The organism is Corynebacterium sp. AOP40-4SA-5 (assembly GCF_052377355.1).
Classification (GTDB): Bacteria; Actinomycetota; Actinomycetes; order Mycobacteriales; family Mycobacteriaceae; genus Corynebacterium.
The window spans coordinates 33,127-46,257 of sequence record NZ_JBQSWS010000005.1 but is presented as its reverse complement, the minus strand read 5'-3'; the positions used below and the strand labels follow the sequence as shown (position 1 = coordinate 46,257).

General features: G+C 66.5%; 8 protein-coding genes. 2 read left to right on the top strand and 6 right to left on the bottom strand.

Going from position 1 to position 13,131, the window contains the following annotated elements; translation table 11 throughout:
• Window positions 1-15: 15 nt before the first annotated feature.
• The 3 genes from ACT3S3_RS04270 to ACT3S3_RS04260 form a co-directional block, all read right to left on the bottom strand.
• Window positions 16-2,691: a glycoside hydrolase family 65 protein gene (locus ACT3S3_RS04270; protein WP_301443182.1), complete on the bottom strand. Its 2,676-nt coding sequence runs from the start codon at window positions 2,689-2,691 to the stop codon at window positions 16-18.
• Window positions 2,692-2,768: 77 nt separating this feature from the next.
• Window positions 2,769-3,488, bottom strand: coding sequence for an HAD family hydrolase (locus ACT3S3_RS04265; protein WP_301443181.1), 720 nt, complete (start codon window positions 3,486-3,488; stop codon window positions 2,769-2,771).
• Between the two features lie 229 nt (window positions 3,489-3,717).
• Complete coding sequence (locus tag ACT3S3_RS04260) at window positions 3,718-5,913, bottom strand: malate synthase G (protein ID WP_444626337.1); 2,196 nt, start codon at window positions 5,911-5,913, stop codon at window positions 3,718-3,720.
• Between the two features lie 443 nt (window positions 5,914-6,356).
• Between ACT3S3_RS04260 and aceA the strand changes: the two genes are divergently transcribed.
• Window positions 6,357-7,649: an isocitrate lyase gene (gene aceA, locus ACT3S3_RS04255; protein WP_301443179.1), complete on the top strand. Its 1,293-nt coding sequence runs from the start codon at window positions 6,357-6,359 to the stop codon at window positions 7,647-7,649.
• Between the two features lie 101 nt (window positions 7,650-7,750).
• On the opposite strand, the gene ACT3S3_RS04250 is transcribed toward aceA, so the two are convergent.
• Window positions 7,751-9,019: an MFS transporter gene (locus ACT3S3_RS04250; protein WP_444626335.1), complete on the bottom strand. Its 1,269-nt coding sequence runs from the start codon at window positions 9,017-9,019 to the stop codon at window positions 7,751-7,753.
• Between the two features lie 70 nt (window positions 9,020-9,089).
• Between ACT3S3_RS04250 and ACT3S3_RS04245 the strand changes: the two genes are divergently transcribed.
• Complete coding sequence (locus ACT3S3_RS04245) at window positions 9,090-10,055, top strand: GlxA family transcriptional regulator (protein ID WP_444626333.1); 966 nt, start codon at window positions 9,090-9,092, stop codon at window positions 10,053-10,055.
• A gap of 29 nt (window positions 10,056-10,084) precedes the next feature.
• Here the strand turns inward: ACT3S3_RS04245 and ACT3S3_RS04240 are convergent, their stop codons facing one another.
• Both ACT3S3_RS04240 and lpdA read right to left on the bottom strand, forming a co-directional pair.
• Complete coding sequence (locus tag ACT3S3_RS04240; protein ID WP_444626331.1) at window positions 10,085-11,197, bottom strand: hypothetical protein; 1,113 nt, start codon at window positions 11,195-11,197, stop codon at window positions 10,085-10,087.
• Between the two features lie 343 nt (window positions 11,198-11,540).
• Window positions 11,541-12,965 carry a dihydrolipoyl dehydrogenase gene (gene lpdA, locus ACT3S3_RS04235; protein WP_301443212.1) on the bottom strand — a complete coding sequence of 475 codons (1,425 nt, stop codon included), beginning with the start codon at window positions 12,963-12,965 and terminating at the stop codon, window positions 11,541-11,543.
• Between the last annotated feature and the right edge of the window lie 166 nt (window positions 12,966-13,131).

The window sequence follows — 13,131 nt, the reverse complement described above, 5'->3', positions numbered from 1 at the left end:
CAACTCACGCGCGGCTCACGCGCGCAGCAGCGTCTCCCCGGTGACCGTGACCGGCTCGGGGCCGACCATGGTCTCCTGGCCGCACACCGTGATCGGGCCCACGACCTCGGGATCCTCGTCGGTGGTGTGCAGGGTGACCTCCCCGTCGGCGACCGTCACCTGGATGATCCGCCCACGCAGGGTGATGCGGTACTCCAGGGCGCCCCACTCCTCGGGTACACGCGGGTCGATGCTGTACTGCCCGTAGTTGTCGCGGAAACCGCCGAAGCCGTAGACCAGGCAGCTCCACACCCCGCCGCACGAGGCGATGTGCACGCCGTCGGGGGTGTTGCCGTGCAGGTTGTTGAGGTCGATGAACAGGCCGCGGTGGAAGAAGTCCATCGCCTTGTCGTGCAGGCCCAGCTCGGCGGCCATGATCGACTGCACCACCGCCGACAACGAGGAGTCGCCCGTGGTCAGCCGGTCGTAGTAGTCGTAGTCGCGCAGCTTGGTCTCCGCATCGAACTGGGAGCCCTGCAGGAACAGGGCCAGCACCACGTCCGCCTGCTTGAGGATCTGGTACCGGTAGATCGTCAGCGGGTGGTAGTGCAGCAGCAGCGGACGCTTCGGCCCGACCTCCGGATCGTCCAGGCTCCACAGCTGGCGCTGCATGAACTGGTCGTCCTGCGGGTTCACCCCGGTGGTCTCGTTGAAGGGGATGTACATGGCGTTGGCCGCCTGGTCCCACAGGTCCAGCTCGTCCTCGCTGAGTCCGGTGCGCCGTAGCATGTCACGGTAGGCACCGGGCCGGTCGGAGCGCATCTGGCGCACCACCTCGGCGGCCACACGCAGGTTGTACTGCGCCATGACGTTCGTATACAGGTTGTTGTTCACCACGGTGGTGTACTCGTCGGGGCCGGTCACCGAGTGGATCTCGAAGCGGGTACCGGAGTTGTTGAAGAACCCCAGCGACATGAAGAACCGGGCCGTGCCGACCAGGATGTGGATGCCCTCGTCCAGCAGGAAGTCGGTGTCGCCGCTGGCGTAGATGTACTTCATCAGCGCGTAGCTCACGTCGGCGTCGATGTGGTACTGCGCGGTGCCGGCGGCGTAGTAGGCGCTGGACTCGTGGCCGTTGATCGTGCGCCACGGGAACAGGACGCCGTCGTGCGAGAGCTCCAGCGCACGCGCACGCGCGGCGGGGAGCATCTTGTAGCGGAAGCGCATCGCGTTCCGCGCGAACTGCGGGTTGGTGTAGGTCAGGAACGGCATCACGTAGATCTCCGTGTCCCAGAAGTAGTGCCCGCCGTAGCCCGAACCGGTCAGCCCCTTGGCCGGCACACCCTGGGTCTCCGCCCGCGCCGAGGCCTGGATGAGCTGGTAGATGTTCCAGCGCACCGCCTGCTGGAGCTCCGGCTGACCGGGGATGCGCACGTCCGACCGCTCCCAGAAGTCGGCGAGCCAGTTCTTCTGGTCCTCCTGCAAACGCTCCAGCCCCACCGCCTTGGCCCGGTTGATCGTGCGCGCACAACGGAACGCCAGTTCATCGGCGGCGACGTGGCGCGAGGAGTGGTAGGAGATGAACTTCTCCAGCCGCAGCTTCATGCCCTTGCGTCCGGCCATGTGGTAGACGACCCGGGCGACGTCCTCGCGCAGTTCGGTCTGCACCTCCACCCCGTCGACCGGGTGGTCGCCGGCGTCGTCGGTACCGCTGAGCTGCATCTTGTGGTCCATGCTGACCGCCACGGTCATGCCGGAGTGGTTGATGCGGTAGCCCAGCGTGACCCGCTCGTCCTCCGGCTGCGCCTGGTAGGTCGGGATGAAGACCCGCTCCTTGAACTGCTCTGCCTTGCGCGGGTCCGCACCGTCGCCGACTGCCCCGCCACCGTTACCGACCGGCCCGTCGGCGGTGGTGCCGGTGTGGTCGATGACGGTGGAGTACTCGTCCTCCCCGTCCTGCCGGTTGAGGATCTGCGACGACACCACGACGGCCGCCGGGGCGTCCAGCAGCTCGATCTCGGTGCTGGTCACCATGAGGTGACGCTCGGTGAAGCTCACCATGCGCTCGTTGGTGACCCGCACCCGCTTGCCGGACGGCGTGCGCCACACGAAGCTGCGGCGCAGCACGCCGTCGCGGAAGTCCAGGCCGCGCGAGTAGTCCTCGATCTCGTTCTGCGACAGGCGCAACGGCTCGTCGTCGACGTAGATGCGCACCGTCTTGGCGTCCGGCACCTGCACGATCGCCTGGCCCTCTCGGGCCAGTCCGTAGGCGTCCTCCGCATGGGAGATCGGCCAGGTCTCGTGCACCCCGTTGATGAACGTGCCGTGTTCGTCGGAGTCCCGGCCCTCCGGCGGGGTGCCGCGCACGCCGAGGTAACCGTTGCTCAGCGCGAAGTGGCTCTCCGTGAGCCCCAGGGACGTGCGCTCGGGACGCTTCTCGTACCAGCCCCACTCGTCGACGGGGTTGTTCTCGCGGTCGAGCCCGGTGGTGGGGTCGGTGTCGTGGTGGTGCTGGTCGGCGCGGTAGCCCGACGGGAACAGGCCCTCACCGTCGATCTCACCGACTGCGCTCGCCGCGCTGGCGCTGTCCGCGGTGTCGATCGGACGGTTGACGACGGATGCCACCCGTCGGCGTTGGTCGAAGAACCGCTCGAGGGCCGTGTCCGTGCCCCCGTTGGTTCCGCTGCCGTCGGTCGCGTCGTTTCCGCTCATCGTTGCTTGTCTCCGGTTTCCTTGCATGTCAGGTGGTCAGGTGTTCAGCGTGGGGTCAGCGTGGGGTCAGCGCAGGATTAACGCGGGACGAGTTCGGCGAGGTCGGACACGACGGTGTCCGCGCCAGCGTCGAGCAGCGCGGCGCGTCCGGCACCACGGTCGACGCCCACGACGAGGCCGAAGTCCCCGGCGCGTCCCGAGGCTACGCCGGACGTGGCGTCCTCCACGACGACGGCGCGCGACGGGTCCACGCCCAGGGAGGACGCGGCGAAGGCGTAGGTGTCGGGCGCGGGCTTGCCGGCCAGGCCCTCCTCCGCGGCGACGTTGCCGTCGACGATGAGCCCGAAGCGGTCGATCAGCCCGGCGGCGGTGAGGACCTGGCGGGCGTTCTTCGACGAGCTGACGATGGCGATCTGCGGGGCCTCCGGCGCCGCCAGGGCGTCCAGCAGTGAGACGGACCCGGGGTAGGCGTCGATGCCGCGGTCGAGGGCGCGCAGGAAGTCCTCGTTCTTGCGCAGGCCCAGGCCGGTGACGCTCTCGTCCGAGGCGGTGGCGGTGTCGTCGTCGCCGAGGGGAAGTTCGATGTCGCGGGAGGCCAGCAGGCTCTGCACCCCCTCCACGCGGGAGCGTCCGTCCAGGTACCCGTAGTAGTCCTTCTCCGTGTACGGCTCGGCGTCCCGGGCGTCGAGGTACTCGGTGAACATCGTCCTCCACGCCGCGCGGTGGATCTCCGCGGTGGGTGTGATGACGCCGTCGAGGTCGAAGAGGACCGCGTCGTAGGTTCTCAGGTCAGGCATCCTGGGCAGACTCCTCGGTGGGTTGGTTGTGGTGCTCGGCTGGTGCACAGCGTGTACTCGGGTGGCCTATCCTAGTGCCCCCGCGGGCCCGCCGCCGGACAACGATGTGCACCACCCACGACCTGCGCAGAGGACGGGAACACCCCAGGGTGGCTCCCCCTTTCGTGAAGGGGAACCACCCTGGGGTGATCAGGTCAGGCTGTCGCGCCTGTCAGGAGTTTCAGGCCTGTCAGGCGATGCCGTTCTTCTCCTTGTACTCGCGACGACGCGCGTGCAGGATCGGCTCGGTGTAGCCGGCCGGGGACTCGGTGCCCTTGAACACCAGGTCCTTGGCGGCCTGGAAGGCGACGGAGGCCTCGAAGTCGTCGGCCATGTTGTTGTACTCCGGGTCACCGGCGTTCTGGCCGTCGACGATCTTCGCCATGCGCTGCAGGGCGTCGGTGACCTCCTGCTCGCTGACGACACCGTGCTTGAGCCAGTTCGCCAGGATCTGGGAGTTGATGCGCAGCGTGGCGCGGTCCTCCATCAGGTCGACGTCGTGGATGTCGGGGACCTTGGAGCAGCCCACACCCTGCTCGACCCAGCGGACCACGTAGCCCAGCAGCGACTGGCAGTCGTTGTCGACCTCCTGCTTGATCTGCTCCTCGGTCCAGTCGGCCGCGGGGTGGACCGGCAGGGTGAGGATGTCGCCGAGGGTGTCGCGGCGGCCGTCGGTGAGCAGCTTCTCCTGGACGGCGAAGACATCGACCAGGTGGTAGTGGGTGGCGTGCAGGCTGGCGCCGGTCGGGGACGGGACCCACGCGGTGGTGGCGCCCTCCTTCGGCTGGCCGATCTTCTCCTTGATCATGTCGGCCATCAGCTCGGTCTTGGCCCACATGCCCTTGCCGATCTGTGCCTTGCCGGGCAGGCCGTGGGCCAGTCCGGCGTCGACGTTGTTGTCCTCGTAGGCGATCTTCCAGGCGGCGGTCTGCAGCTCCGGCTTGCGGACCACGGGGCCGGCGAGCATGGAGGTGTGGATCTCGTCGCCGGTGCGGTCGAGGAAGCCGGTGTTGATGAAGGCCAGTCGCTCGGAGGACGCCGCGATGCAGGCGTCGAGGTTGGCGGTGGTGCGGCGCTCCTCGTCCATCACGCCGACCTTCAGGGTGTTGCGCGGCAGGCCGAGCAGGTCCTCGACGTCGGAGAAGAGCTCACCGGTGAAGGCGACCTCCTCCGGGCCGTGCTGCTTCGGCTTCACGATGTAGATCGAGCCCTTGCGGGAGTTGCGGCGCTGGTTGTCCAGGTCGGTGCCGGGCACGGCGCAGGCGGAGGTGATGACCGCGTCCATGATGCCCTCGAAGATCTCCTCGCCGTCGGCGTCGAGGATGGCGGGGTTCTGCATCAGGTGGCCGACGTTGCGGACGAAGAGCAGGGAGCGGCCGTGCAGGCGCAGCTCCTCGCCGTCGCGGCCGGTGTAGGTGCGGTCGTCGTTGAGGGTACGGGTGAAGGTCTTGTCGCCCTTGGCGACCTCCACGCTGAGCTCACCGGTGTTCAGGCCGAACCAGTTGGTGTAGCCGAGGGTCTTGTCGGTGGCGTCGACGGCGGCGACGGAGTCCTCGAAGTCCATGATCGTGGAGACGGCGGACTCCATGAGGATGTCCTTGACCCCGGCCTTGTCGTCCGACCCCACCGGGTGGGACGGGTCGATCTGGATCTCGAAGTAGAGGCCGTTGTGGCGCAGCAGGACGCCGGTCGGCGCGTCCTTCTCACCGGAGAAGCCCGCGTAGACCTCGGGCTCGCGCAGGTGGACGTCCTTGCCGTCGATGACGGCGACGAAACGGCCGGACGCCACGTCGTACTTCTCGACGTCGGCGTGAGAGCCGGACTCCAGGGGGACGGCCTGGTCGAGGAAGTCGCGTCCCCAGGCGATGACCTTGTCGCCGCGGACCTTGTTGTAGCCCTTGCCCTTCTCCGCGCCGTTCTCCTCGGAGATGACGTCGGTGCCGTAGAGCGCGTCGTAGAGCGAACCCCAGCGTGCGTTCGCCGCGTTGAGTGCGAAGCGGGCGTTCAGGATCGGCACGACCAGCTGCGGGCCGGCGGTCTCGGAGATCTCCGTGTCCACGTTCTGCGTGGTGATCTCGAAGTCGCCGGGCTCGTCGACGAGGTAACCGATCTCCTTGAGGAAGTCCGTGTACTGCTCGGCGTCCTGCTCCCCGGGGTGCTCGGTGTACCACTGGTCGAGCTTGGTCTGCAGCTCGTCACGCACGGCGAGCAGCTCGCGGTTGCGCGGCGTGTGCTTGGCGACGATGTCGCCGAAACCGGCCCAGAACGTCTCCGCGTCGACGCCGATGCGGGGCAGAACCGTGTCGGTCACGAAGTTGTAGAGGGTCGCGGAAACCTGGAGGCCTCCGGCCGTGACCCGTTCCGTCTGCTGGGACTGTGACGTCATTGACTGCTCCTTCGTAAAGATGGGACTCGCATGACGGACGCCGGTGGGACGCCCGTCGCTGTACGAACCACACTAGGTGAGCCACGTCACCGGCGACGAGCAACCACGGGTACCGGCGGGACCGTCACCCCCACAGGTGGGAATATCCGGAGAGGGTCGGCGGGAGCGATGACCGCTACGTAGGTACCCCTTACGTGATGAAGGTCGCACGTAACCCCTGCAAGTGGACCATGTCGCCCACATCGTGAGAAGTTTTGTCCCGCATATAGAGAACAGGGGTGAAGTGGTTTTCGCGCTACCCCCGGTGTTACCTGGAACACCCAAACCCTTTGACGTGCCCTTTTCCATCGGTATCCTCAAATGCAGCCGACCCGGGAGATCGCCAGCCGGGTGCAGCGCCGTTACCGCCAATCTCTCACCACTTAAAGGGAGTGACTACTTACATGTCGAACGTCGGACAGGCACGTACCGCCGCCGAAATCCAGAAGGACTGGGACGAGAACCCCCGCTGGAAGGGGATCACCCGCGATTACACCGCCGAGCAGGTCGCCGAGCTCCAGGGCACCGTCGTCGAGGAGCACACCCTCGCCCGCCGCGGTGCCGAGATCCTGTGGGAGGGCGTCAACCAGGGTGGCGACTCCTACATCAACGCCCTCGGTGCCCTCACCGGTAACCAGGCCGTCCAGCAGGTCCGCGCCGGCCTGAAGGCCGTCTACCTCTCCGGTTGGCAGGTCGCCGGTGACGCGAACCTCTCCGGCCACACCTACCCGGACCAGTCGCTGTACCCGGCCAACTCCGTTCCGGCCGTGGTCTCGCGCATCAACAACGCTCTGCTGCGTTCCGACGAGATCTCCCGTGTCGAGGGTGACGACTCCGTCGACAACTGGCTCGTCCCGATCGTCGCCGACGGTGAGGCCGGCTTCGGTGGCGCCCTCAACGTCTACGAGCTGCAGAAGGCCATGATCAAGGCCGGCGCCGCCGGTACCCACTGGGAGGACCAGCTGGCCTCCGAGAAGAAGTGCGGCCACCTCGGTGGCAAGGTGCTGATCCCCACCCAGCAGCACGTCCGCACCCTGAACTCGGCCCGCCTGGCTGCCGACGTCGCGGACACCCCGACCGTCGTCATCGCCCGTACCGACGCCGAGGCCGCCACGCTGCTGACCTCCGACGTCGACGAGCGCGACGCCAAGTTCCTCACCGGTGAGCGCTCCGCCGAGGGCTACTACTACGTGCAGAACGGCATCGAGCCCTGCATCGCCCGTGCGAAGTCCTACGCTCCCTACGCGGACATGATCTGGATGGAGACCGGTACCCCGGACCTCGAGCTCGCCAAGAAGTTCGCCGAGGGCGTCCGCGAAGAGCACCCGGACCAGCTGCTGAGCTACAACTGCTCCCCGTCCTTCAAGTGGTCCGCCCACCTGGACGACGACGAGATCGCCAAGTTCCAGAACGAGCTGGGCGCGATGGGCTTCAAGTTCCAGTTCATCACCCTGGCCGGCTTCCACGCCCTGAACTACTCCATGTTCGATCTGGCCCACGGCTACGCCCGCAACCAGATGAGCGCCTTCGTCGACCTGCAGAACCGCGAGTTCAAGGCAGCCGACGAGCGTGGCTTCACCGCCGTCAAGCACCAGCGCGAGGTCGGCGCCGGTTACTTCGACCGCGTCGCCACCACCGTGGACCCCAACTCCTCCACCACCGCCCTGAAGGGCTCCACCGAGGAGACCCAGTTCTAGTAACTGGTTCCCCGTCCTGACGGACGGGAACGGTAGGCCACACGACACCGGCCGGTCAGCAGAGATGCTGACCGGCCGGTGTCGTTGTGTGCGGGGAGGCTTCAGCTCTGCGCTCCCACGACCTCACGCCCCACCCTGCTGCGTCGAATACACAGACACAGAAGCGCCCCAACGCCGCAGAGCGCCGCGGCGCTGAACCATGCGCCGTCGTAGCTCCCGGTAGTATCCCGAATCATCCCGGCACCTGCTGCCGCGACTCCTGCACCGACCTGGTGACTGGCGAAGACCCAGCCAAACACCACAGGGCCAGAGTCGCCGAAGTGCTCCCGACACAGAGCCATCGTCGGTGGCACGGTCGCCACCCAGTCGAGGCCGTAGAACACGATGAATGCCCATAGCGGCGGTTCCACGACCGGCCCCATCATCATCGGCAGCAACAACAACGATATTCCGCGCAGCCCGTAGTAGGCGACGAGAAGTATCCGAGGATCAATCCTGTCGGTCAACCACCCGGAGGCCAGCGTGCCGATGATGTCGAATATCCCGACCAGGGCAAGCAGGCTGGCCGCAGTCGTGGCAGGCATGCCGTGGTCGTGGGCGGACGGGACGAAATGAGTGCCGACCAGGCCTACCGTGGTCGCCCCGCAGACCGCGAACGTCCCGGCGAGCAGCCAGAACTCCCTACTCTTGCCCGCGAGCCGCAGACTCCCCAGCGCCGTCAATGCGGGACGGGCCGCAGCGACGGCGTCTCGGGAAGAATCGGGGTTCTGGCCATAGCTGACAAGCCCCACGTCCTGCGGTCGGTCCTTGAGCAGCAGGAACACGACCGGCGCCGCCAACACTGCTGCAGCAGCGATTACCAGGGAGGCTGCCTGCCAACTGTGCCTATTCGCCAGGTGCGCCAGCAGAGGCAGGAAGACGAGTTGCCCGGTCGAGCTTGCCGCGGTGAGAACACCTGAGACCAGGCCACGACGCTGCGTGAACCACCGTCCGGATACCAACGCGGCGAAGGGCATGGACACCGCACCGGTGCCTGCCCCAATGAGAAGACCCCACAGGACCCACAGCTGCCAGGGTTCGCTGACGAACACCGACAGCGCGCTTCCGATTCCGACCACAGCCAGAGCGACAGCAGCAACACGGTGAACACCGAACCGTTCCATCAGGGACGTGGCGAAGGGCGAGAAGAGTCCGAAGAGCAGGAGATTGAGTGACACCGCACCACTGATGGTGCCGTGGGACCAGCCGAATTCGCTGTGGAGCGGATCCATGAGTACGCCGGGTGCCGAGCGAAAACCCGCGGCCGCGAGCAGCGCCACGAATGCGACCACGACGGTCAGCGGGAACCAGAAGGAGTGTCGTTGAGCCATGAGCCCATTCTTTCGATGTGAAACCCTTCTGCCTATTGGCAGGAAGGCCAATATGTGTAAGGTTTTGGCCATGACACCGCGCCACCATGTCGTAGTCCTACTTCTGCCTCCTGTCATCGGGTTCGACGCAACCATTCCCCCGCTCGTCTTCGGCAACGCCCGGAACGAGGCCGGTGAGAAGCTCTATCGGGTTTCCGTGTGCTCCGCGGACCCCGGCCCCGCCACATGCGCAGATGGATTCGCTCTGACCCCAGGATCCGAGACCGACGCGCTGAAGACCGCGGACACCGTCGTGGTTCCCGGCACGATGCGCAGCAGCGTACGCAAGGATGGACGACTTGATGCCGCTGCCCGTGCCGCATTCGACCTCATTCCGGGCGACGCGCGCGTGATCTCGCTGTGCACCGGTGCCTTCGGGCTGGCCGCCGCAGGCCTCCTGGATGGACGACGGGCAACAACACACTGGCAGACGGTGGCTCAGTTCCGTCGCCTCTACCCACAGGTCCACCTCGAGGAGTCTGCACTCTTTCTCGACGAGGGAATGGTCATGACCTCGGCGGGACTGTCCGCAGGCCTTGATCTCTGCCTTCACGTCATTCGCAGCGATGCCGGATGGAAGACTGCCAACGATGTCGCGCGTCACTGCGTCACCCCACCCCACCGCGACGGGGACCAATCTCAGTTCATCAAGTGGCCGGTTCCCCCACAAGGGAATACCGGAACGACCGCAACTCAGGAATGGGCGCGGGGTCGCCTCAGCGAACCGTTGACTGTGCAACAGCTCGCCGGGCATGCCCAGATGAGTTCCCGGACGTTCGCCCGCCGTTTCACAGAAGAAACCGGGGCCTCTCCTGCCCGGTGGCTCGCACGGGAACGGGTCCGTCGGTGCCAGGAACTGCTGGAATCCACCGACCTCACGGTCGACACGATCGCCCAACGCGTCGGGTTCGGCACCGGGGCCACCCTCCGTGCACGTCTGCGGGCAGAGACGGGGACGACGCCGAGCAGCTACAGGCGTCGCTTCGCGAGAACCTGACCCAGAGGAAGGTCACCGGCCATGCCTCGCTACCTGTTCTTCCTGCGGAATCGTGTCGGGGGCTTGTCCTCGTAGAGGCCGGTGATCTGACGTCGGATGTGCTCACGCCGGTTGTAGGTGGCCTCGCGGATTGCCTCGTCGTCATCGAAGCTGGAACCGATCGCCCCGGCCATCGTGCCCAGCGACGCCGTCAGCCAGGCCAGCTTCGCGTAGCCCCACGGGAAGGGTTCGTCGCTCACCTGGGCGCGGAAGTAGTTCGTGTCCACGATGACCACCGAGAGCACGAGCAGTGCGATGAACACGGTGGTGTAGATCATCGCCGCGGCGATGAGCACCGTGCACAACGTGGCACGGTTGTCCATGCGTGCACGCCACGCGGCCACGCTGTCCGCCTCACGGTCGGGCCACCGGTTCCAGAGGCCGTTGTGGTAGACCAGCCAGAACGTCAGCGCGCCCACCGCGAAGATGCTGATGACGAACATGCGCAGCAACGAGATCGTGTGGGACATCTGCCACATCGACCCGTAGAAGATGCCGTAGGCGCCGGTGGCGACACCGATGGCCAGGCAGCCGGTGAGCACGCGGTAGAGCACCGCCGGACGGTTGCCCGCGACCATCCCCAGCAGAAGCCGCAGGGACCTCCCCCACCCGTCGATGACGCGGGTGGAGTCCGCCTCGGCGTCACCACCCTCGATGTCGCTGGTGTCGGTGACGTCCTCGAGGATGCCGGCGCCGGCGGATTTGCCCTTGAGCAGACGGCTGAGCTCCTGCCGCAGGCCCTCCTGGGCGCGCAGCAGACCGAAGGCCGGCAGGCAGAGCATGGTGACACGGCCCCGGTTCACCGTCTGGCTGATGACCGGACGCCGCGTGGTCAGCGGCAGGTCGGTGACGTAGACCATCCGGTCCCAGCCGTGGCTCTCCATGATGCCGGTGGAGCTGTCGGCCAACCGGACGCTACCGTCCAGGCCCATGGGCAGGGTGCTGGTGCGTACCTCGACCCGCGGCAGTCCGAGCGCGGCGAGGTCGTCGTCGGTGAGATGGGTCTCGTCCGGGTCCACCCCGAGCTTCTCGAGCACCTTGCGCACGCGTTTCTCCGGCAGCCCCCGGTCGACCATCACACCGACGGTCATCACCTTGCCCATGCCCGGCCCCCTGCCTGGCTCCGTACCTGCCCCAGCACATGCTCCATGATCGGCCTGTTTCTCCTGCCTCCGAACGTCCCGACGTATTGGCGTGAATCGTACCTGTCCGCGACCGCCCGCGTGGCAGGCGTGTGCACCGACGACCCCGTGCAGCCTCGTCACCCTCCCAGGCAGGCTTCCGGGCCGAAACCCTGCCTGGAAGGGTGATGACTTCGTATCGCTCAGCCGACCCGCATGCCCGTGGCCACCCCGTCATGGAAAACACCCTCCCAGGTAGGCGTTCGCGGTGAAACGCTGCCTGGGAGGGTGAGGATCCTGCACCTGGTAGGTGCGGGAGGGGGAACTACAGGTTGATCATGTGACCCATCGTGCCCTCGGCGGCCTCCTTGATGGCCTCCGACAGCGTCGGGTGGGTGTGGACGTTGCGTCCGATCTCCTCGGCTGTGAGGTCGAAGCGCTGCGCCAGCGTCAGCTCGGGCAGCAGCTCGGAGACGTCCGGGCCGACCATGTGCCCGCCGATGAGCTCACCGTACTCGGCGTCGACGACGATCTTCACGAAGCCGACACCCTCGTTGAGTCCCATGGCCTTGCCGTTGGCGCTGTAGGGGAAGGACGCGACCTTGATCTCGCGACCGTTCTCCTCGGCCATCTTGCGGGCGGCCTCCTCCGTGTAACCGAAGGACGCGACCTGCGGGGAGCAGAACGTCGCGCGCGGCATGTTCATGTAGTCGCCCAGTTCCTGGGTCTCCACGTCCGCGATGGTCTCGGCGGCCACCACGCCCTGCGCCTCGGCCACGTGGGCGAGCTGCAGCTTGGCGGTGACGTCGCCGATGGCGTAGATGCCGTCGACGTTGGTGCGCATGCGCTCGTCGATGTCGATGGCGCCACGCTCGGTGAGCTTCACACCGGTGTTCTCCAGGCCGAAGCCCTCCACGCGGGGGGCGAAGCCGATCGAGACCATGACCCGGTCGGCCTTGATGGTCTCGGACTTGGAGCCGTCGGCGGTCTCGATGTCGACCTCGACGCCGGCGTCGCCACCGAGGTCGCGCACGGCGGTGGTCTTGTGACCGGTCTTCAGGTTCACACCGAGCTTCTTGTACTGCTTGGCGATCTCCTTGGAGACGTCCTTGTCCTCGTTGGGCAGGACGCGGTCCATGAACTCCACGACGGTGATGTCGACGCCGAAGTTGGCCAGCACGTAGGCGAACTCCATGCCGATCGCGCCGGCGCCGATGACGACCATGGACTTCGGGGCGTTCTCGTCGAGGATCTGCTCCTCGTAGGAGACGATGTTGCCGCCGATCTCGACACCCGGCAGGGACTTCACCACGGAGCCGGAGGCGATGATGGCGTTGTCGAAGGTGATGGTCTTGCCGGCGTCGTCGCCGTCGGTGACCTCCACGGTGTGCTCGTCGGTGAACGAGCCGAGACCGTTGATCTCGGTGATCTTGTTCTTCTTCATCAGGTAGTGGACACCCTTGACGATGCCCGCGGACACCTTCCGCGAGCGCTGGTGCGCCACGGAGTAGTCCATGCTGATGTTGTCACCGGAGATGCCGAAGGTCTTGGCGTCGTGGGTGAGGATGTGCGAGATGTCCGCGTTACGGATCAGCGCCTTGGAGGGGATGCAGCCGACGTTCAGACAGACGCCGCCCCAGTACTGCTTCTCGATCACTGCGGTCTTCAGGCCCAGCTGTGCCGCACGGATGGCGGAGACATATCCGCCGGGGCCCGCACCGATTACTACTACGTCATAATGTTCAGCCACGTGGTCAAGGATACGACTTTTCGGGCGGGACGTGCAGACCAGGGGCACCGAAGGGACTGTTCCCCGACGAAACAACAGGTCAGGGAGGTCACCGGACCTACAGGAAGCGGACGACGAAGTCGGTGACCATGGACAGGAAGTTGTTGATGTTTCCGCCGAGGACCTC

Bases quoted from the DNA above. Each gene is read 5' to 3' on its own strand.
- ACT3S3_RS04265 (WP_301443181.1), bottom strand. From the start codon at position 3,488: ATGCCTGACCTGAGAACCTACGACGCGGTCCTCTTCGACCTCGACGGC.
- aceA (WP_301443179.1), top strand. From the start codon at position 6,357: ATGTCGAACGTCGGACAGGCACGTACCGCCGCCGAAATCCAGAAGGAC.
- ACT3S3_RS04270 (WP_301443182.1), bottom strand. From the start codon at position 2,691: ATGAGCGGAAACGACGCGACCGACGGCAGCGGAACCAACGGGGGCACG.
- ACT3S3_RS04250 (WP_444626335.1), bottom strand. From the start codon at position 9,019: ATGGCTCAACGACACTCCTTCTGGTTCCCGCTGACCGTCGTGGTCGCA.
- ACT3S3_RS04260 (WP_444626337.1), bottom strand. From the start codon at position 5,913: ATGACGTCACAGTCCCAGCAGACGGAACGGGTCACGGCCGGAGGCCTC.
- ACT3S3_RS04245 (WP_444626333.1), top strand. From the start codon at position 9,090: ATGACACCGCGCCACCATGTCGTAGTCCTACTTCTGCCTCCTGTCATC.
- ACT3S3_RS04240 (WP_444626331.1), bottom strand. From the start codon at position 11,197: ATGGGCAAGGTGATGACCGTCGGTGTGATGGTCGACCGGGGGCTGCCG.